21 protein-coding genes are annotated in these 20,917 nt (G+C 37.5%); 18 read left to right on the top strand and 3 right to left on the bottom strand.

Going from position 1 to position 20,917, the window contains the following annotated elements; genetic code table 11:
• Positions 1 to 301 precede the first annotated feature (301 nt).
• Positions 302 to 1,573 (top strand): phosphoribosylamine--glycine ligase, encoded by a 1,272-nt coding sequence (gene purD / locus VLZ86_RS12255; RefSeq protein WP_325451731.1) that lies wholly within the window; start codon positions 302 to 304, stop codon positions 1,571 to 1,573.
• Here purD and VLZ86_RS12250 read toward each other — a convergent pair.
• Positions 1,568 to 1,792: a DUF6341 family protein gene (locus VLZ86_RS12250; RefSeq protein WP_325451729.1), complete on the bottom strand. Its 225-nt coding sequence runs from the start codon at positions 1,790 to 1,792 to the stop codon at positions 1,568 to 1,570. The two genes, purD and VLZ86_RS12250, sit on opposite strands and share 6 nt — an antisense overlap.
• A gap of 124 nt (positions 1,793 to 1,916) precedes the next feature.
• Here VLZ86_RS12250 and VLZ86_RS12245 point away from each other — a divergent pair, with 124 nt between their 5' ends.
• Entirely contained in the window at positions 1,917 to 2,840 is a 924-nt protein-coding gene (locus tag VLZ86_RS12245) for a DUF6427 family protein (RefSeq protein WP_325451727.1), read from the top strand.
• Here the strand turns inward: VLZ86_RS12245 and upp are convergent.
• A complete protein-coding gene (gene upp / locus VLZ86_RS12240) occupies positions 2,829 to 3,488 on the bottom strand; it encodes a uracil phosphoribosyltransferase (protein WP_325451725.1) in 660 nt (219 codons plus the stop codon). The two genes, VLZ86_RS12245 and upp, sit on opposite strands and share 12 nt — an antisense overlap.
• A gap of 73 nt (positions 3,489 to 3,561) precedes the next feature.
• On the opposite strand from upp, the gene VLZ86_RS12235 reads away from it, so the two are divergent.
• Together VLZ86_RS12235 and VLZ86_RS12230 are read left to right on the top strand one after the other, a co-directional pair.
• A complete protein-coding gene (locus VLZ86_RS12235) occupies positions 3,562 to 4,170 on the top strand; it encodes a DUF4254 domain-containing protein (protein WP_325451723.1) in 609 nt (202 codons plus the stop codon).
• Positions 4,171 to 4,210: 40 nt separating this feature from the next.
• Positions 4,211 to 5,233, top strand: a complete 1,023-nt coding sequence (locus VLZ86_RS12230; RefSeq protein ID WP_325451721.1) for a glycosyltransferase family 9 protein — start codon at positions 4,211 to 4,213, stop codon at positions 5,231 to 5,233.
• 181 nt (positions 5,234 to 5,414) lie between these two features.
• On the opposite strand, the gene VLZ86_RS12225 is transcribed toward VLZ86_RS12230, so the two are convergent.
• Positions 5,415 to 6,470, bottom strand: a complete 1,056-nt coding sequence (locus VLZ86_RS12225; RefSeq protein ID WP_325451719.1) for a ferredoxin--NADP reductase — start codon at positions 6,468 to 6,470, stop codon at positions 5,415 to 5,417.
• 180 nt (positions 6,471 to 6,650) lie between these two features.
• Here VLZ86_RS12225 and VLZ86_RS12220 point away from each other — a divergent pair, with 180 nt between their 5' ends.
• The 14 genes from VLZ86_RS12220 (at position 6,651) to VLZ86_RS12155 (ending at position 20,917) form a co-directional block, all read left to right on the top strand.
• The gene (locus tag VLZ86_RS12220) at positions 6,651 to 8,120 is read left to right on the top strand and encodes a DUF5687 family protein (RefSeq protein WP_325451717.1); all 1,470 of its coding nucleotides are present in this window, start codon (positions 6,651 to 6,653) and stop codon (positions 8,118 to 8,120) included.
• 2 nt (positions 8,121 to 8,122) lie between these two features.
• Positions 8,123 to 8,821 (top strand): ABC transporter ATP-binding protein, encoded by a 699-nt coding sequence (locus tag VLZ86_RS12215; protein WP_325451716.1) that lies wholly within the window; start codon positions 8,123 to 8,125, stop codon positions 8,819 to 8,821.
• A gap of 443 nt (positions 8,822 to 9,264) precedes the next feature.
• Positions 9,265 to 11,721: a hypothetical protein gene (locus VLZ86_RS12210; protein ID WP_325451714.1), complete on the top strand. Its 2,457-nt coding sequence runs from the start codon at positions 9,265 to 9,267 to the stop codon at positions 11,719 to 11,721.
• A gap of 12 nt (positions 11,722 to 11,733) precedes the next feature.
• On the top strand, positions 11,734 to 12,177 hold the full coding sequence (locus VLZ86_RS12205; RefSeq protein WP_325451712.1) for a polymer-forming cytoskeletal protein: 444 nt from the start codon (positions 11,734 to 11,736) through the stop codon (positions 12,175 to 12,177).
• Positions 12,143 to 12,376 (top strand): AtpZ/AtpI family protein, encoded by a 234-nt coding sequence (locus tag VLZ86_RS12200; protein WP_325451710.1) that lies wholly within the window; start codon positions 12,143 to 12,145, stop codon positions 12,374 to 12,376. Before VLZ86_RS12205 ends, VLZ86_RS12200 begins: the two co-directional genes overlap by 35 nt.
• Before the next feature lie 200 nt (positions 12,377 to 12,576).
• On the top strand, positions 12,577 to 12,978 hold the full coding sequence (locus VLZ86_RS12195; RefSeq protein ID WP_325451708.1) for a hypothetical protein: 402 nt from the start codon (positions 12,577 to 12,579) through the stop codon (positions 12,976 to 12,978).
• Between the two features lie 100 nt (positions 12,979 to 13,078).
• Positions 13,079 to 14,161: a F0F1 ATP synthase subunit A gene (gene atpB / locus VLZ86_RS12190; protein WP_325451707.1), complete on the top strand. Its 1,083-nt coding sequence runs from the start codon at positions 13,079 to 13,081 to the stop codon at positions 14,159 to 14,161.
• A gap of 19 nt (positions 14,162 to 14,180) precedes the next feature.
• Entirely contained in the window at positions 14,181 to 14,387 is a 207-nt protein-coding gene (gene atpE, locus VLZ86_RS12185; protein ID WP_325451706.1) for an ATP synthase F0 subunit C, read from the top strand.
• Between the two features lie 82 nt (positions 14,388 to 14,469).
• Complete coding sequence (locus VLZ86_RS12180; RefSeq protein WP_325451705.1) at positions 14,470 to 14,964, top strand: F0F1 ATP synthase subunit B; 495 nt, start codon at positions 14,470 to 14,472, stop codon at positions 14,962 to 14,964.
• A gap of 53 nt (positions 14,965 to 15,017) precedes the next feature.
• Complete coding sequence (gene atpH / locus VLZ86_RS12175) at positions 15,018 to 15,554, top strand: ATP synthase F1 subunit delta (protein ID WP_325451703.1); 537 nt, start codon at positions 15,018 to 15,020, stop codon at positions 15,552 to 15,554.
• 56 nt (positions 15,555 to 15,610) lie between these two features.
• The gene (atpA, locus tag VLZ86_RS12170) at positions 15,611 to 17,191 is read left to right on the top strand and encodes a F0F1 ATP synthase subunit alpha (RefSeq protein ID WP_325451701.1); all 1,581 of its coding nucleotides are present in this window, start codon (positions 15,611 to 15,613) and stop codon (positions 17,189 to 17,191) included.
• Between the two features lie 139 nt (positions 17,192 to 17,330).
• The gene (atpG, locus tag VLZ86_RS12165) at positions 17,331 to 18,191 is read left to right on the top strand and encodes an ATP synthase F1 subunit gamma (protein ID WP_325451699.1); all 861 of its coding nucleotides are present in this window, start codon (positions 17,331 to 17,333) and stop codon (positions 18,189 to 18,191) included.
• Between the two features lie 235 nt (positions 18,192 to 18,426).
• The gene (locus VLZ86_RS12160) at positions 18,427 to 19,947 is read left to right on the top strand and encodes an IS1634 family transposase (RefSeq protein ID WP_325451697.1); all 1,521 of its coding nucleotides are present in this window, start codon (positions 18,427 to 18,429) and stop codon (positions 19,945 to 19,947) included.
• 127 nt (positions 19,948 to 20,074) lie between these two features.
• Positions 20,075 to 20,917, top strand: coding sequence for an alpha/beta hydrolase (locus VLZ86_RS12155; RefSeq protein WP_325451695.1), 843 nt, complete (start codon positions 20,075 to 20,077; stop codon positions 20,915 to 20,917).

Raw genomic sequence — 20,917 nt, 5'->3', positions numbered from 1 at the left:
ATTCCGTCCTATTCCGATTGAAACTTTGTGGTTTTAAAAGATTTTCTAAGATGGGGTCTGTGGAAGAGAGATCGTCAGTATAAAAGGCACAATCGGATGATAGCAAGCAGTGGTCAATTTTGGTAACATCACATTACATGCTAATTCGGACGATTGTTAAATCATTTATAATTAAATCTGGATTCATGATTCTAACAGCGGGGCGGTCTTGATCCTTTTATCTTCCATCTTCGATTTAATCGTCAAAAATATTATTGTTTTCAGGGCATAAACTATATTTTTGCACCAAACATCAATTAATATGACCATTTTAATTCTCGGTTCCGGTGGAAGGGAACATACTTTTGCTTGGAAAATCGTACAAAGTTCATTATGCCATAAATTATTTGTTGCCCCAGGGAACTCAGGAACTGCTGAAATCGCTGAAAACGTCGATCTGAAAGTTACCGATTTTCAGGCCATAAAAAAATTGGTCCTGGAAAAACAAATTGATATGGTTGTTGTGGGACCAGAAGATCCTTTGGTGCAAGGCATCCACGATTTCTTCTTGGAAGACGAAGAGTTGAAAAACGTGGCGGTCATTGGTCCGCAAAAAGACGCAGCACAATTGGAGGGCAGTAAGGAATTTGCTAAGGAATTTTTGTTCCGCCATCATATTCCAACCGCGGCTTATCAGAGTTTTGATGCCACTACTTTAGAAGCAGGTTATGCCTTTTTGGAAACTTTGAAGCCACCTTATGTTTTAAAGGCGGATGGTTTGGCGGCAGGAAAAGGCGTTTTGATTCTAAATGATCTTAATGAAGCCAAAGCGGAGCTGAAAAGTATGTTGGTAGATGCTAAATTTGGGATTGCCAGCAACAAAGTGGTGATTGAAGAATTTTTAGACGGCATTGAACTTAGTTGTTTTGTTCTTACCGACGGGAAAAACTATAAGATTTTACCAACGGCGAAGGATTATAAACGTATTGGCGATGGGGATACCGGATTAAATACAGGCGGGATGGGTGCGGTTTCTCCGGTACCTTTTGCGACAGAGTCATTTTTGAAGAAAATTGAAGAGCGCATTGTCAAACCTACAGTTTCTGGTCTTCAGAAAGATGGCTTGCATTATAAAGGTTTCATCTTTATTGGGCTGATAAAAGTAGGGGACGATCCAAAGGTTATTGAATATAATGTGCGGATGGGAGATCCAGAATCTGAAGTGGTGCTGCCGAGGCTCAAAAATGATTTGGTAGCTATTTTTCAGGCCATTGCCAATCAAACATTGGACAAAATTGAAATTGAAATTGATCCACGTGCAGCTACTACAGTCATGTTGGTGTCTGGAGGCTATCCAGAAAGTTATGAAAAAGGTAAGGAAATCACCGGATTGAAAGATCTAACAGACGTCATCCCTTTTCACGCTGGGGCCATACTAAAAGATGGTAAAGTGGTGACCTCCGGAGGACGAGTCATGGCGATTACCTCCTTTGGAAACACGTATCAGAAGGCCATAAAAAAATCTTATCAAAATATAGAAAAACTACATTTTGATAAGATGTATTACCGTAAGGATATTGGTTTCGATCTATAAATAGGAATGGGATGAGATGCTTTTATCATCTTCATTATTATCGTCATGTTCTTTTAATTGGAGCATCCAATAGACAAATGCTGCAAAAGTAATGAGGATAAGGATCCAAGAGACAAAATTTGCAAGCCACCAACTGCTAAGCTCCAATTCTCTTAAAGCGTCGAAAGGAATTAGTAAAAATTCAAAAAAGGCTGCAACACCGTAAAAAAACTCAGTCATGATAATATATATTATATTTACATGACAAAATTACGTTTTTTTTATTTGAAAAGTTCCATAAAGTGACAACGAATTTTTTCCTTTAAAGTAAAGCCTCAGTAACAAAAACAGAACAAAGCCCTAAATGATTTCAAATTTTTTTAGTAAAGCAAAACCAGTACATCTTCTGGTCGTAAGTGCAATGCTTCTCGTTGTTTTTGTGGTGACTAAAATAACAACGCTTACCGCGCTTTTTTCGGTAGAACTTCTCTTAAAGCAGTCCTTTCTTTTTGGCGTGTGTTTGGCATCGCTTTTTGTATTGGATTTCTTTGTCAGCAAAAACAACCTTACCAAAAGAAATAGTTATAAAATTTTGATGTTCGGTCTGTTTGTGGCCGTTTTACCGGAAAGTTTGGGCAATTCTAAATTACTTATTGCCAATTTATTTATTTTATTGGCACTTAGGCGGATCATAAGTTTAAGATCTAGAAAAGAAATTAAGAAAAAGCTTTTTGATGCTGCCTTTTGGATCAGCTTGGCATCGCTCTTATTCTTTTGGGCGTCCTTATTTTATATTCTGATTTTTCTCGCATTGTTTCTGCATTCTATAGAAGATGTAAAAAATTGGATCATTCCATTTATCGGAATTCTTTGCGTTGCAGTGATAGCCGCGTCTTATATGATTGTAACGGGGATGGATTTTGAGTCCTATCTCCATGGTTTTTTTGATGTAAGTTTTGATTTTACGTCCCTAAATTCAACGCGTATTATTATAGCGGCTACCTTATTGCTATCTTACGGTGTATGGGCTTCTTTTTATTTTATGAGAAGTATAAAACAACAATTAAAAAGCTATAGACCATCCTTTGTCATTGTTATTGTGTCCTCGTTGATTGCCTTGACCGTCATTTTGCTTTCGCCTTATAAGGACGGCAGTGAATTCATCTTTTTATTCGCGCCCTTGGCTATTATCATGTCTAATTATTTAGAAATTATACCAGAAAAATGGTTTAAGGAAGGGCTGATTATTGTATTGATATTGGCCTCTTTATTGAACTTAGTGCTGTAGTTTTTCGCCAAATGCCAAATCGCCAGCATCTCCAAGACCAGGAATAATATAGCCTTTTTCATTTAGATCAGGATCTACGGTAGCAATCCATAAATGCGTGTCCTTACTAAAATGTTTACGGATATAATCAATACCCTCTTGTGCACCAATAACGCAAGCCAAATGCACCTCTTTAGGGTTCCCAAAGGGTTTTAATGCTTCATACGTGGCCACAAGAGATTGTCCTGTGGCTAACATAGGATCTGCCAGAATAAGGGTTTTATTTTCTAAATTTGGGCATGCCGAGTATTCTACAACAATTTCAAAACTATCCGGATTTTCATGATGGTGTCTATACGCCGAAATAAATGCATTATCTGCATTGTCAAAATAGTTCAATAGCCCATTGTGCAATGGCACGCCTGCTCTTAAGATCGAACAGAGTACAATATCATTGTTCATAATATTCATATTGCAGGTGCCTAAGGGCGTTTTTATAATAGCAGATTTATAATTTAAAACCTTACTTATTTCGTAACCCAAAATCTCTCCAATGCGTTCAATATTTCTGCGAAATCGCATCCTATCTTCTTGGACATTCACATCTCTCATTTCTGAAATAAACGTGTTTAAAATCGAATTTTCTTCTGTTAAATTGTGAATGTGCATAAGGCCTAATCTCTGTATTGAATGGTAAAGTTAATTAATTAGAAGTATATTTACGACTTAAATTCATCAGATTATGTTTACAGCAAAAGCCAATGAAATTTTTCAAAAAGTCATCGATACATATCACATAAAAAATACCGTTGACCAAGTTTTTAAGAACATTTACGACGAAGACGAGCAATTGATTGAGCACCTTTTGTATAGAAAATGTTGGATAGATACTGTGCAGTGGCATTATGAAGACATTATCAGAGACCCAAATATTGATCCTGTAGAAGCCTTAAAACTAAAGCGTCAAATTGATGCTTCCAACCAAGATCGGACAGATATGGTAGAATATATTGATAGTTATTTTTTAAGTCTCTACGGTGATGTGCAACCAAAACCAGATGCGACTATCAATACCGAAAGTCCAGCATGGGCAATTGACAGATTATCCATTTTAGCATTAAAAATTTACCACATGAATGAAGAGGTTGAGCGTCCTGACGCTTCTTCATCCCATAAACTCAATTGTACCACCAAACTCAATGTGCTTTTAGAACAGCGTAAGGATTTGAGCAAGGCCATTGACGATTTGCTTGACGATATTAAGAATGGCGATAAATACATGAAAGTGTACAAGCAAATGAAAATGTACAATGACGATGAGTTGAATCCTGTATTGCGGGGACGAAAATAAACCATCCAGTTCCTGCACCGGCAGGAACCTCATTTATAATATGCCAAAACAACCAAAACACATTCTCGTCATCCGTCTTTCTGCCATGGGAGATGTTGCCATGACCGTCCCTGTTTTAAGGGCGTTCACGGAACAGTATCCCGAGGTTAAGTTAACCGTTTTGACGCGGGAATTCTTTACGCCTTTTTTTCGCGATTTAAAAAATGTATCGGTGTATGCTGCAGATTTAAAAGGTCAACATAAAGGCTTTTTTGGGCTTTTGGAGCTTTCAAAAGAATTACGGATTTTGGGAATTGATGCCGTTGCCGATTTGCACAACGTTCTTCGAAGTAAAATCTTAAAAATCTTTCTATTGGATCTTAAAATCATTCAAATAGATAAGGGAAGAAACGAAAAGAAAGCTTTAGTGAACGGTAAAGTTTTCAAACAGCTTAAAACAACACACCGGCGTTATCGGGATGTCTTTGAAAAGTTGGGGTATCCTATTAAAGATTCAGAACCCAATTTTCCCGAGCGTGCCCAATTGAATTCCAAAACCCTTGAATTGGTAGGAAAGAATACCAAAAGCTGGATAGGAATTGCGCCATTTGCAGCTCACAAAAGCAAAATGTATCCGCTGGAGTTGATGGAAGAAGTGATTAAAGAGTTATCAAAAAATTCCATGATCTTCTTATTTGGCGGAAAAGCAGAAGCAGAGTATTTAAGTTCTCTTGAAAATGATAGGATAAGGAGTATCGCCGGAAAATTAAGTCTTGATGAGGAATTGGACCTAATTTCAAATTTAGATGTCATGCTTTCCATGGATTCTGGCAATGCCCATATGGCGGCCATGATGGGAATCAAAGTAGTGACACTATGGGGAGTGACCCATCCCTATGCTGGATTTTTTCCATTTCATCAGAATGAAAACAATGCTCTTTTAGCCGATCGAGAAAAATATCCTAAAATCCCCACTTCTATTTACGGCAATAAATTTCCAGAAGGCTATGAGACCTGTATGGAAACTATCAGTCCAAAAGATGTCGTTGAAAAGATCGAAAACATAATAAAAAAACCCCGCTAAAAAGCAGGGTTAGATTTAATCTTATGTTAATAGATAGTCCTTATAATAGTAACAATTAAATCAGTTATAAAAATAAAGAATTCATTTTTATTAACACAATTTTAAGACAATTACTTCGGTTTTTTCGATGAAATTAATGTTTTTTAGGATTAATGCCATCTAATCTGCAGTTTAAAGCATATTAAATATCATCATAATCTATTTTTATGTTTGGGGTCAAAGGATGCGCTTGACAGGTTAGGATCAATCCTTCGGCTACTTCACCATCCGTCAAAATATTGTTTTGGCGCATTTTTGCCTCTCCCTCAATTACTCTTGCCAAACAACTACTACAAATGCCGCCTTGGCACGAATAAGGTGCGTCTAAATCGTTATCTAGAGCAGCTTCAAGGATGGTTTGTTTTTGCGACATTTCAAAGGTTGTGGTTTCATCATCCAACACAACAGAGATTCTTGTTTGCCCATCAGGAATGGTCGCTGTATCCCTTTCTGTAGGTTTGGCAGCCTTGAACAGTTCAAAAAACACGCGGTCTTTAGGAATTTCATGTTCTGAAAGTACATCCTTAACCGTGTGGATCATAGCCTCCGGGCCACAGAGATAGAAAGCATCAATGCTCAGATCTTTATGCTTGTGCTTTAAAATTAAGTTGACCGTACTTTTTTCAATGCGTCCAAAAATAGAATCATCTGCTTGTGCTTGACTAAATACAAACTGAATGGCCAAACGATCGCTGTACTGACGATGAAGTTCCAATAATTCGCTCATGAACATCGTATCGTCGGGAGTTTTATTACCATAAACCAAAACCACATTGCTCATGACCTCTTCTTCCAGAGCGCATTTAATGATGCTTAAAATGGGTGTAATTCCACTTCCTGCCGCAAAGGCTGCAATATGTTTGGTTTTTATATCATTCGGCTCAAAAATAAAATGGCCTCTTGGTGCCGCGATTTCCAATTGGTCTCCAACTTTCAATTCTTGGTTGACATAGGCAGAAAACGTACCATCTTTCACTTCTTTTACAGCCACTCTTAAATCGCCACTTTTTGGAGAGGAACATAAGGAGTAATCACGTCTTATTTCTGTGCCATTAAGGTTACATTTTATGGTGATATATTGGCCTGCTTTAAATTGAAATACGTCTTTGAGATGTTGAGGGACTTCAAAGTTAAGGGTGACCGCTTTGGAAGTTACCCTCTCAATATTTTTTATGGTTAGGGTGTGAAAATGTGACATGTTTTAATTTTTCCCCAAAAGTAACGAAAGCTTATAATAAATGCCACCTCTCTAACAAAATTATAAGAGAGGTACGACTGTTTTTAAGGTGAATGTCTTCTTAAACTTTCTTTAGTTGTAGTTTCTTTGTAACAAAAAGGGTATTAATATTACATATGTTTAAATCACAACCAAAACAGTATGTTTAAATATTTTATTAGTCTGGAGTGGAAATCTTTTATAAGATCTGCTTCTTTTAAGACCAATCTCTTCCTAAAAATAATGATGGTTTTTGGCGCACTGTGGATGATCGCCTCATTTTCAATCATAGGTTTTGGGGTTTATTTTATGATTGAGGACGGCTTGAAAATGGAACCCTTTCAAGTGGTCAATCAAGTCTTAATTTATTATATGCTGTTTGACTTGGTGTTTAGGTATTTTCTTCAAAAAATGCCCGTTATGAACATCAAGCCCCTCATGTATCTGCCCATTAAGAGAAAAGGAATTGTCAATTTTGCTATTGGTAAAACCATGATTTCGTTTTTCAATTGTCTTCATGCATTTTTCTTTATTCCATTTTCGATTGTACTTATCATGGAAGGTTTCCCTGTTTTACAGGTGTTGGCCTGGAACCTTGCTATTTTAGGTTGGATTTATTGTAATAACTTCCTCAATATTTTCGTCAATAATAAAAATGGAGTTTTCTTCGGGGTTATTGGTGTTATCGTCGTATTGGTGGGACTTCAGTATTACGGAATTTTTGACATCACCCAGTTTACCTATCCTATTTTTAACTCCTTTTATGCCGTGCCTTATTTGGCATTTATTCCTGTAATTTTAATGGTGGTGTTCTATAAGATAGCGTTTACCTACTTTATAAAGAACTTGTATCTGGACGCTGGTCTGTCTGTAAAGCATGACCTTGCAGAGACTCAAGATTATACATGGTTGAACCGATTTGGAAGCATGTCCACCTTCCTTAAAAATGACATCAAATTATTAAGACGCAATAAACGCTCAAAAACGACCTTATTTATGAGCGTGTTGTTTATATTCTACGGCTTACTGTTTTTTACAGGCTCGGTTGAGGCCTATGATGGCCCTTTCTGGAGAATCTTTGCCGGTATTTTTATTTCTGGCGGATTTTTATTCACCTTCGGGCAATTTGTGCCAAGTTGGGATAGTGCATATTACCCGTTAATGATGAGTCAAAACATTCGGTACAAAGAATATATCGCCTCAAAATGGTACTTAATGGTCATTGCCACCATAGTTTCCACACTCATTTCAGTGTTTTACCTGTATTGGGGATGGCAAGCTTATGCAGTTGTAGTGGGCGCTTTTTATAATATTGGGGTCAATAGTCATTTCGTTCTTTGGGGAGGTGCGTATATAAAAACACCAATTGACCTGACCACAAGTAAAAAAGCGTTTGGGGACAAACAGGCGTTCAATGCGAAGACCTTGTTGTTGACCATTCCAAAATTGCTATTGCCAATGGCCATTTATGCCGTTGGACATTTTACGCTCGGTGAAGTTTTCGGTTTTGCTTTGGTTGCAATTGCTGGATTGACGGGACTTTTATTCAAGAACAAAGTATTCGATATTATAGAAAAAGTCTATAAGTCAGAAAAATATAAAACATTAGCAGCTTACAAACAAAACAACTAATTATGATAACAGTATCCAACCTATCAAAATCATATAATGCAGGCCCCGTATTAAACATTGAAACCCTTGTCATACCGAAAGGTCAGAGCTTTGGCTTGGTGGGCAATAATGGCGCAGGGAAAACTACTTTTTTCAGTCTGCTGCTCGATTTGATCCAACCGACCACGGGGTTCATTAAGAGTAAGGGCATCCAAGTTAATGAAAGTGAAGACTGGAAACCGTTTACTTCGGCATATATTGATGAAACGTTTTTAATTGGTTATTTGACTCCAGAAGAATACTTCTATTTTATTGGTGAATTGCGAGGTCAAAATAAAGCCGATGTGGATGCTTTGTTAAAGCAATTTGAAGACTTTTTTCATGGCGAAATATTAAATCAGAAAAAATATTTGAGAGATTTGAGCAAGGGCAACCAGAAAAAGGTAGGCATTATCGCCGCACTCATCGGGAATCCGGAAGTCATCATTCTTGATGAACCTTTTGCCAATCTTGATCCCACCACCCAAATCCGTTTGAAACAGATCATTAAAAATCTTGCAGGGCAGCAGGGCGTAACGGTACTGGTCTCAAGTCATGACCTGATGCATGTTACGGAGGTGAGTGATCGGATTGTGGTTTTGGAAAAAGGGGAAGTTATTAAAGATTTGGCCACAAGTGCCGCCACGTTAAAAGAATTGGAAGTACATTTTGCGGGAGAATAACCACTTTTCTTAGGTCTTTAGGTTTTTTTGTGTGTCAAATGATTACTAGTTTATCAGGTCTTTCAGGCTGTTGATTCGAATGGCTATGCGCCATTTTATTTGAGACCTAATGTAAGATTGGAATTTAGTGCTTTTAGACCTGATAGATTTTTAAAACCCGTCAAGTCTCAACATAATATTTCGCCTTCTCGCCTCCACGCCTCCGCAAATCCTCAAGTATCGCACATTGAAAAGTCCGCTGATTTTTCTCCTATAATTCAAAAAGATGCTTATTTTTACAGCATTGCATAATATAAGGAGCTGTTTTCAGTTATCTTATGAACCTAATACGACCCACGTTGCACAGCTTTTTTAAATCCATATTATTTCTGTTTTTGGTGGCACTTATAGTCACAAGTTGCTCGCGCAAAAAGGATACCTTTATCAACAGAAATTTCCATGCAATGGGCACAAAATATAACATTCTTTATAATGGAAATATTGCGCTGGAAAACGGAAGGGCCGCCGTGGACAATGCGTTTACCGATAATTTTTGGGAATTGCTTTCCGTAGAACGGATGGAAACTACGGATGATTTTATGCTTCCGGGACAATCCAAAAATTCCGATTTTGAACGTGCTGAAGAAAAAGCAATCAAGGCGGTTCAAACCCATGGGATGAATATCAAAGGCAGGGAATACAACCCTCAAATTGATGAAGCCTATTTATTGCTGGGCAAGGCGCGTTATTTTGATCAACGTTTTATTCCAGCAGTAGAAGCTTTTAATTATATTCTCTACAAATATGCGGCCAGCGACAAAATCAATGAAGCCAAGATTTGGCGTGAAAAAACCAATATGCGGCTTGAAAACAATGAGCTTGCCATCAAGAATTTAAAGCGATTGTTGCGACTGGAGAAATTGAGCGATCAGGATTTAGCTGATGCCACCGCTACTCTGGCAGAAGCCTACATCAACATTCAAGCAAAAGACAGTGCCTTGGCCCAATTGGCAATAGCGGCCGCCCATACCAAGAAAAATAACGAAAAAGCACGTTACAATTATATTAGAGGCCAACTTTACAATGAGTTTGGATATAAAGATAGTGCCAATATAGCCTTTGATAAGGTGATTGATTTGCACAGAAAAGTGCCACGAGCTTATTATATCAATGCCCATTTGGCTAAAGCTGCCAATTTTATGCTTGATACTGGTGACGTTGTGGCCTTTCATGACTATCTGACCAAGCTTGAGGAAGACCGTGAAAACCGACCATTTTTGGACAAAATCTATTACCGGATTGCAGAATTCCATAAAGCTGCGGATCGCGATTCTTTGGCGGTTGTCTATTATAACAAATCCCTAAGATCTTCTTCTGGCGATAAACACTTACGAGCTCTCGATTACGTGACGCTGGGTGATATGAGTTTTGATAAATCGGAGTATAAAACCGCAGGTGCTTATTATGATAGTACGCTGACCAATATGGTGATCGACTCCAAGCCTTTCCGAACCATCAAACGCAAAAGGGAAAATTTGGATGATGTCATTTATTATGAAAATGTAGCTCAAGTCAACGATAGTATCTTGAATTTGGTAAGTTTATCGGACGCCGATAGAATGGCCATTTTTGAAACCTACATCGATAAATTAAAGGCCGAAGCTCAGGTTTTAAAAGAGCAAGAAGAAATTGCCTTAAGAAAAGCAAGTTCAGGTATTGTAGCCGCAGATAATATCGGCAATAACAGAAATGCTGGAAGCTTTACAAGTAGTGCAAATCCGCCGGGAGGTGCTAAATCAACCTTTTATTTTTATAATACCAATACCGTAGCCTACGGAAAAAATGAGTTTTTAAAAATTTGGGGAGACCGTTCACTTCAAGATAATTGGCGACTTTCAAGTACGCGAAGTAATGAACTTACCGTTCAAAGTAATAATTTGGGCAGTGATGCTTCAGAAGAGGAGCGTTACGATCCGGAGTTTTATGTTTCAAAAATCCCGTCAGATCAAAAAGTTATTGACAGCCTCAATAAAGACAGAAATTACGCCTATTATCAATTGGGTGTCATCTATAAGGAGAAGTTTCAAGAATACGAACTTGCCAAGGAAAAGCTCACTACCTTGATGCAAAACAATCCAGAAGAGCGCCTCGTATTGCCGGCCAAATACAACTTGTACAAATTATATGGCCGATTGGACGAACCCAATGCAGCCGAGCAGATCAAGCAGGATATCATTACAAATAATCCAGAATCAAGATATGCGGCCATACTTTTAAATCCAAAATCGGAAATGTCCAAGGATGAGAACAGTCCTGAAAGTATTTATGAGCGTACTTATGCCAATTATGAAGCACAAAAATTTCAAGAAGTCATCGATCAGAGTGATAAGTACATTCTGGAATTCCAAGGAGAGCCCATCGTGCCTAAGTTTGAAATTTTAAAAGCTTCGGCAAAAGGCCGTTTGTACGGCTTTGAAGCTTATAAAGAGGGTGTAAATTATATCGCTTTAAACTTTCCAAATTCCGAAGAGGGCAAACGCGCTCAGGAAATCATGAAAAATGTCATTCCTGCATTGTCAGACAGGGAATTTAAATCAGATTCCATTGGCACCAAATTCAATGTTCTGTATCAATTTGATAATGCCACTAACGAAGATTTGGATGCCTTTTTAAAGCTGTTGAATGATGAGGTCACCCAAATCAGGTATTTTGATTTGAGCGTTTCCAAAGATGTTTATGACCCCAACACGACGTTTATAGTGGTCCACGGCCTAAAAAGTATTTACGGAGCTAGCGGATTTGCCGATTTGCTCAGAGAACGAAAAGCTAATATTACCCGACCTTATATTGCCATTTCATCACCTAACTATGAAATTGTGCAACGACATAAAAACCTCAAAGACTACCTAGAAAATCAATAAACCACCAGAATTATGTTTACAGAAAAACCAAAAAAAGGAAAAACAACCTCAGAATCAGTTAATCAACAAAACACTATTGCCAAAGGCACCACCATCACAGGTGATATCATTAGCGATGGCGATTTTAGAGTTGAAGGAACCATATTGGGCAACGTTAAAACGCCCGGAAAAGTAGTTCTTGGAAAAACAGGCATTATCAAAGGCACACTTAATGGCGCCAATGCTGATATTGAAGGGAAATTTTCAGGAAAACTTATTCTTTCAGATACCTTGTCATTAAAATCTTCAGCATTTGTTGAAGGCGAAGTGGAAGTGGGCAAATTGGCCGTAGAGCCAGGGGCTGCGTTCAATGCCACCTGCCTCATGAAAGGCACTCTTAAAGAACATGTCTATAATAACACGTCAAAAGCACCAGAAATCAATGCCAGAGCAACCGAAAAAGGGCAACCCGCTTAATAGCTATGCGAAATATTCGAGTATAGGCATTCAAATGTTTGCTATTATCGGAATTGGCAGCTTTATAGGGGTCAAGCTTGACGACCATTATGGTAATGAAGGCAATCTATGGACTATTATTTTGTCCTTAACCTCTACCATTGTGGCGGTAGTTTTTGTAATAAGACGTATTATTGCAAATTCAAAAGACGAGAAATAAAGTACATCACAAAAAACTTGTGACTTTTTCACGTTGTACCTTGTGCTTGGCGAAAGGGAGGAAAGTTTTTCTCCCATTTTTGGTAAGGGCCTAATTTCCTGATTGGAATATCGTTTCTCAATGCCACCATGCAGAGGTATGGGTTTTTTGAAACCTTGTGCGGAATAAAAATAATATCCAACAAATTTTTATCATATTTAATGAATCCAACCTTTCTAAAAAGACAAGTTAATTTTTTACTTCTCATCACGGTTTTAAGTTTAGTGCTCTATGGCATGCATAGTTATTTGCTAACCTATTTTGGATCTGAACTGAAATTGTTTTTCCCCGTATGGCAAATTTATGTCTTTCATTTTTCAGTGACCACCTTACTGTATACTGCAGTAAACTATAAATTTTCCACTGGTAAAACCGATATTTTTGTACTCTTTATGGGAAGTACATTTGTAAAAATGTTTCTGGCTATTTTGTTCCTTTTACCTATAATTCTATCGGATTTCGAGAAGAAACAACCGGACATTTTCAACTTTTTTATTCCTTATTTTATCTACTTGGCTTTTGAGGTTTATTCCATTACAAAATTCCTCCAAAAAACCCCATAACAACCGTGGGTTTAATAATGATAAAAAAGTGTTTGACATTTAACATAATGTATGTACATTTGCACGGAATTTACAGCAAGGTATTTTTAAGCTATTTATAATGACATTAAACACTTTAAGAGCCGTATTGTTTTTAGTTTTTTCTGTTGCAATTGCCAATTTTGGAGTTGCTGCTCAAGAAAATGATAGTGAAGACAAGGGGTTCAATGCCAAGGAAATGATCATGCACCATGTTAAGGATGCGCATGAGTTTCACATTGTAGACTGGAATAAACAACCTGTCACTATTCCGTTGCCAATTATTCTTTATACGGATAACGGCTTGGTTACGTTTATGTCAAGCGAGTTTCATCACGATGATTCAGGATCGCAAATTGTGGAAAAAAATGGTGAGCGCTTTGTAAAATATCACGAAAAGATCTACCAATTGAATTCCGGTGTTGACACCTTAAATTTTGACGAAGAAGCGCATCCTACAAATGCCGCTCTACCTTTAGATTTCTCTATTACCCGAAACGTCTTTATGATGTGGGTGACCATGTTACTGTTATTTGTCATATTTATTTCTTCAGCCCGCAAGTATAAAAAATCAAACCGATTTGTGCCATCTGGCATTGCTTCTTTTATGGAGCCACTCGTTATTTTTATTAGAGATGAGGTGGCCATTCCGATGATTGGTGAAAATAAATATAGAAAGTACATGCCCTTCTTATTGAGCGTGTTTTTCTTTATCTGGATCAATAATATCTTTGGTCTGATTCCTATTTTAAACGGTGCCAACGTGAGTGGTAATATTGCATTCACCCTGTCCCTAGCATTGTTCACTTTTGTCATCACGCTTTTTAGTGGTAATAAAAATTACTGGAAACATATTTTCTGGATGCCTGGGGTTCCTGTGCCAATGAAAATATTCTTAGCGCCGATTGAGGTGATCGGAATGTTTGTAAAACCATTCTCTTTGACCATTCGTTTGTTTGCTAACATTACAGCAGGACATATTATCATCCTATCCTTGATGTCCCTAATCTTTATCTTTAAGAGTGTGTTTATCGCACCGGTATCTGTTGGGTTCTCATTGTTCATTTTAATCATAGAAATTGTAGTTACTGCAATTCAAGCATATATATTTACCGTGTTGTCAGCATTGTACATTGGTTCGGCAACCGCAGAAGACAATCATTAATTAATTTAAATTTTGTATTATGACTATTACAGGAATTGCAGCAATCGGAGCTGGTATCGCAGTTGTTGGAGCAGGAATGGGAATTGGTAAAATCGGTGAGTCAGCTATGAACGCTATGGCTCGTCAACCGGAAATCCAAGGAAAACTTCAGACTTCAGCGCTTATTTTAGCAGCTTTCGTAGAGGCAGTAGCACTTTTTGGTGTTGTTGCGTCGTTAATCGTTTAATTAGGATTAAGAAATACAGAGGTAACGGTTGGTTGCCTCTGTATTTTAAATTTAAATTATTAAAACTAAAACCTATTTATAAATGGATTTAATTACACCAGGGTTAGGACTTGTTTTTTGGTCACTCATCACTTTTTTTATTCTTCTTATCGTATTGAAAAAGTTCGCATGGAAACCAATTTTAGGAGCAATTGATGAACGTGAAAATGGCATTAAGAATGCATTGGAAGCGGCTGATAAAGCGCGTATGGAGATGGAAAATCTTAAGGCTGATAATGAACGCATCCTTAACGAAGCACGTGCTGAGCGTGAAGCCATGTTAAAAGATGCTCGTGATATCAAAAATAAAATGGTCAGTGATGCCAAAGAAGAAGCTCAGGAACAGGCGACTAAAATGATCACTCAAGCTCAAGAAGCTATTGAAAACGAAAAGAGATCGGCTATGGCTGAACTTAAAAATCACGTGGCCAGCCTTTCTATTGAAATTGCTGAAAAAGTAGTACGTGAAGAATTATCCAATAAAGGCAGACAATTAGAATTGGTCGAGTCTATGTTGAGTGATGCAAAATTAAATTAAGTTTAAGATTAAAACGTCTAGTTTCTAGCGGCTAAAGTCTATTATCCAATATTATGGCACAAACAAGAACAGCAATACGTTACGCAAAAGCAGTTTTGGATCTGTCTAAAGACCAAAACTCGGCAGAGCTTGTCAATGCTGATATGAAATCCATTGCTAATGCTGTAGAAGCAAGTACAGAGTTAAAAGACATGCTTTTGAGTGCTGTAATACCTGCTGCAACAAAAAAATCGGCGTTATTGGCAATTTTCAAAGACCTTAACCCATTAAGTTCAAATTTGATTGATACTTTAATTACAAACACCCGTATTCCTATATTGGGTGAGGTCGCGCAAAGGTATACGGAGCTATTTAATGAAAGTCAAGGCAAGCAAGTGGCAAAAGTGACTTCAGCAGTGCCTTTATCCGATGATCTTAAAGCTAAAGTATTGGCGAAAGTAAAAGAGCTTACCGGAAAAGAAGCAGAAGTTGTAAATGTAGTGGACGAATCCATTTTGGGTGGCTTTATTTTGCGTGTAGGAGATATTCAGTACGATGCAAGTATTGCAAACAAATTAAATAAATTAAAAAGAGAATTTACATTAAACTAAAGAGTTGGAAATAGAGGACTATCCTCTAACGTCTAACCTCTAATATCTAATAGAAAATGGCAGAAGTAAAACCAGCTGAAATTTCAGCAATCTTAAAGCAACAATTGTCAGGATTTGAAGCTAGCGCTTCATTGGACGAAGTAGGAACAGTTTTGACTGTTGGAGATGGTATTGCCCGTGTTTACGGCTTAGCAAACGTTCAATATGGCGAATTGGTTGAATTTGCAGATGGTCTTGAAGGCATCGTACTGAATCTTGAAGAAGATAACGTAGGCGTCGTATTGTTGGGACCTTCAGTGGGCGTCAGCGAAGGCTCTATTGTAAAACGAACTGAGCGTATTGCTTCCCTAAAAGTTGGTGAAGAAATCGTAGGACGTGTTGTAGATACTTTAGGAACTCCAATTGATGGAAAAGGTCCTATTGGTGGAACGCTTTATGAAATGCCATTAGAACGTAAAGCTCCTGGTGTTATTTACCGTGAACCGGTAACTGAACCCTTACAAACAGGTATCAAGTCTATTGATGCCATGATTCCTGTAGGTAGAGGACAACGTGAGTTGGTTATTGGTGACCGTCAAACTGGTAAAACCGCAGTTTGTATTGATACCATTATCAATCAGAAAGAATTTTATGATGCAGGTGAGCCTGTATATTGCATCTATGTAGCGGTTGGACAAAAAGCGTCAACAGTTGCTTTGATTGCAAAAACATTGGAAGAAAAAGGAGCTATGGCCTATACAACAATTGTTGCGGCCAATGCATCAGACCCTGCTGCTATGCAAGTGTATGCGCCATTTGCTGGTGCTGCCATTGGTGAGTATTTTAGAGATACTGGCCGTCCTGCATTGATCGTTTTTGACGATTTATCGAAACAAGCAGTAGCCTACCGTGAGATCTCATTATTGCTACGTCGTCCACCGGGACGTGAGGCGTACCCTGGTGACGTTTTCTACCTTCACTCAAGATTGTTGGAGCGTTCGGCAAAAATCATCGATAACGATGCAATTGCAAGAGAAATGAACGATTTGCCAGAGGTGTTGAAACCTATCGTAAAAGGTGGTGGCTCATTAACGGCCTTGCCAATTATTGAGACTCAGGCAGGTGACGTATCGGCCTATATCCCAACTAACGTAATTTCTATTACAGATGGTCAGATTTTCTTGGATGGTGACTTGTTTAACTCTGGGGTTCGTCCAGCAATTAACGTAGGTATATCAGTATCTCGTGTTGGTGGTAACGCACAGATCAAATCCATGAAAAAAGTAGCGGGTACCTTAAAATTAGATCAAGCACAATACCGTGAATTGGAAGCGTTCGCGAAGTTTGGATCTGACCTTGACGCGGTAACCTTGAATATTATTGAAAAAGGGAAACGTAACGTTGAGATCTTGAAACAAGCCCAAAACGATCCTTTTAAAGTTGAAGAGCAAGTGGCCATCATTTACGCCGGATCTAAAAACTTATTGAGAGATGTTCCTGTAGAAAAAGTAAAAGAATTTGAACGTGATTATTTAGAATTCTTAAGAGGTAAGCATAGTGATACACTGGCAGCCTTAAAAGCAGGAAAACTTACGGATGAGATAACTGATACATTGGCAGAAGTGGCTAAGGAGTTATCGGCGAAGTATAGAAAATAGTATTAAGTACGAAGTACAAAGTATCAAGTACGAAGATTGAGAGGAGAAATTTTCAAATCTAATTTATAAGGTCAACTATTAGAAAGTATTTTTTTGTTAGTCTTAATTCTAACATCTTAATACTTAATACTAACAAAAAATGGCAAACTTAAAAGAAATACGTAACAGAATATCATCGGTGTCTTCCACGATGCAGATCACCAGTGCCATGAAAATGGTTTCTGCTGCAAAGTTGAAGAAAGCGCAAGATGCTATTACGGCGATGCGTCCGTATTCTGATAAATTAACGGAACTATTACAAACCTTAAGCGCGACTTTAGACGCTGATTCTGGAAGTGAATTTGCAGAACAGCGTGATGTCCAAAATGTAACTTTGGTGTCCGTAACTTCCAATAGAGGTTTGGCAGGTGCATTTAACTCAAATATTATCAAAGAAACCAATCGTTTGATAAAAGAAGAGTATGCCGGTAAAAATGTTTCTGTTTTTGCCATTGGAAAAAAGACCAGCGATGCTTTTAAGAAAGGCGACCGAGTGATTGCCAATAAAAGTGATGTTTTTGACGATTTGACTTTTGACAATGTTGCAGAAATAGCCGACTTATTGATGGACCATTTCTTGACCCATAGAACGGATAAGATTGTTTTAGTATACAACAAGTTCAAAAACGCGGCAACCCAAGAAGTAATGAGCGAGCAATTTTTACCAATTGTACCAATGGAAGGTGCTGAGGAAATTGACACCGATTATATCTTTGAGCCTTCAAAAGCAGAAATCGTAAAGGAACTCATCCCAAAATCATTAAAGACACAGCTTTATAAAGCCCTTAGAGACTCTTTCGCTTCAGAACATGGCGCGCGTATGACTGCAATGCATAAAGCAACAGATAACGCCACCGAATTGAGAGATCAACTCAAATTGACCTATAACAAAGCACGTCAAGCTGCGATTACTAATGAAATTTTAGAAATTGTTGGTGGCGCGGAAGCCCTAAACAACTAAACAAGTTCCTGCGCAGGCAGGAAACCTTTAGGTTCAGCGTAAGCTAACCTTATAATTCAAAAGCCTTTCTTTTCAAAGTGAGGCTTTTTTTTATGCCCAAAAAACTTTTCATGTAACATTTCCTGTTTTCGTCACACCAAAACAATAACCCACTAACATGCTGATTATGTATTACTTATAATCTGTAAAGCAGGACTTCGGGTGTCCCGTTTGTTTTTTTAGTTAATTTAGCTCCATGTTTATAAGACAAAAGAAGAACAAGTCAGGCAGCATCAGCGTTCAGATAATATCCAAATCTCACGGAAAATATAAAGTTATAAAATCTTTTGGCAGTTCTTCAATACCTGAAACAATTTTAAGCAATGTGCTAAAGGCCAAACAGGAAATTCGTCGATTAGAATCCTCTCCAAGTTTGTTTGTTTTGGAAAAAGATACTTTAATAGAATCGTTTTTGAGCGAAGTTGAAAATGGACAAATACGCACTATAGGTCCAGAATTGGTTTTCGGTAAAATCTTCGATCATATAGGCTTTAATGCTATAAATGAAGAGCTTTTTAGACATTTGGTGATTGCTCGATTGACTTTTCCTCTAAGTAAGCTAAAAACCATCGAATATCTTTATCGTTATCAAGGAATCAGCCTTGATATAAGTACAGTCTATCGTTTTTTGGATAAATTAAACGATGAATTGAAGAACATAGTTGAGCAGATTGCTTTTGCCCATACAAAACGGATATTAAACAATAATATCAGTATTGTGTTCTACGATATGACCACTCTTTATTTTGAAGCCAGTGATGAAGATGATTTGCGTAAAACAGGCTTTAGTAAAGACGGGAAACATAGCAATCCTCAAATATTTTTAGGCTTGTTGGTAGGTCTGGAAGGTTATGCCATAGGTTATGATATTTTTGAAGGTAATATTTACGAAGGACATACTTTAATACCTACTATTGAAAAACTCAGCAAAAAGTTCAATTTATCAAAACCAATTGTAGTGGCAGATGCAGGTTTATTATCTTCTAATAACATCAAAGCACTTCTAGAAAATCACTATCAATTTATACTTGGTGCAAGAATTAAAAATGAATCCGAAACGATTAAAATTAAAATTTTTGAATCAAACTTGAAAAACAATGAATTTGCCGTAATAGAGAAACCTGAAGATGTAAAATTAATCATTGCCTATTCTGATAAAAGAGCTAAAAAAGATGAACATAATCGCAAGAAAGGACTAGAAAGGTTAGAGAAAAAGATAAAAACAGGTAAACTCACCAAATCAAACATCAATAACAGAGGTTATAATAAGTACTTGAAAATGGAAGGCGAAATCAAGGTAACCATTGATAAAGACAAGTTCGATAAAGATAAAATATGGGACGGTTTAAAAGGATATATCACCAATTGCAAACTGAAACCAGAAGAAATAATCGATAGTTACAGAAACTTATGGCATATTGAAAAAGCCTTTAGAATGTCTAAAACAGATTTACGAATACGTCCAATCTACCATCGAAAACGAAAAAGAATCGAAGCTCATATCTGTCTATCATTCGTTGCTTATTCGATTTACAAAGAACTTGAAAGAGTATTAAAAATAGAAAAATATCCTTTATCCGTTGAGAAAGTTGAGCTAACACACAACATGTATCAAATCGAAATTAGATTACCTGAATCTTTACATACTAAAAACATTATACTAAAAATGGACGAAAACCAAAAACAGCTAATCGAAATTATTGATAAATTTTACTAGGGTGTCTCATTGACGAAAACAGGAGCCTTTCTTTTCAAAGTGAGGCTTTTTTTTATGCCCAAAAAACTTTTCATGTAACATTTTAATCATTTTGCATCTAAAGGGAAAATCAATTAAAATCGCTATCATGAAAACAATTAAAAACTATCTATTTGCAATGATCGGTCTGGTCAGTTTCTCGGTTGCTGCCCAACACAAAACTTTCGAAGTAATCACGTTAGGAACCGGCGATCCCATTTTATTCTTTCCGGGATTTACATGCCCTGGCGAAGTATGGGAGGATGTGGTTTCAGAATTATCCAAGACCAACACCTGTTATGTGTTCACTTTCGCTGGATTTGGAACTGTGCCTGCCATAGAAAAACCGTGGTTGCCCAAGATTAAAGAAGGCATCTCCCAATACATCTTAGAAAATCATTTAGAAAAAGCAAGCATTGTTGGCCATAGCCTTGGCGGAACCTTGGGCTTATGGCTAGCCTCTGAAAACCAATTTGATTTTAAAAAAATAATTGTTGTGGATGCATTAGTTTCAACGGGTGCCTTAATAATGCCTAATTTTGATAGTGAGACCATAGTTTATGATAATCCTTATAACCAAAGCTTACTGACCATGGATGATGGTAACTTTGAAACCATGGCAACGCAAATGACCTCTGGCATGGCCTTGAATAAGGACAAGCATGAACAAATTAAATCATGGATTTTACAAACCGATCGTGAAACTTATGTGTACGGCTACACCGATTTGCTTAAATTGGATTTAAGGGAGACCATCGCAAAAATTACGGTTCCAGTCACCATTTTGGCGGCTACCCAACCCTATGGAGAGGCAGCAGTCAAGGCCATTTATGACGAACAATATAAAAACCTTAAAGAATATACTATCAAATATGCGCCTGATGCGGCCCATTTCATCATGTACGATCAACCAGACTGGCTATTAAAAAACCTCTTTGAAGCCCTTCAATAA

The organism is Gelidibacter sp., assembly GCF_035515035.1.
In the GTDB taxonomy this organism is placed as follows: domain Bacteria; phylum Bacteroidota; class Bacteroidia; order Flavobacteriales; family Flavobacteriaceae; genus Gelidibacter.
The sequence above is the reverse complement of the archived record's forward strand: the minus strand, read 5'-3'. Positions and strand labels throughout refer to the sequence as shown.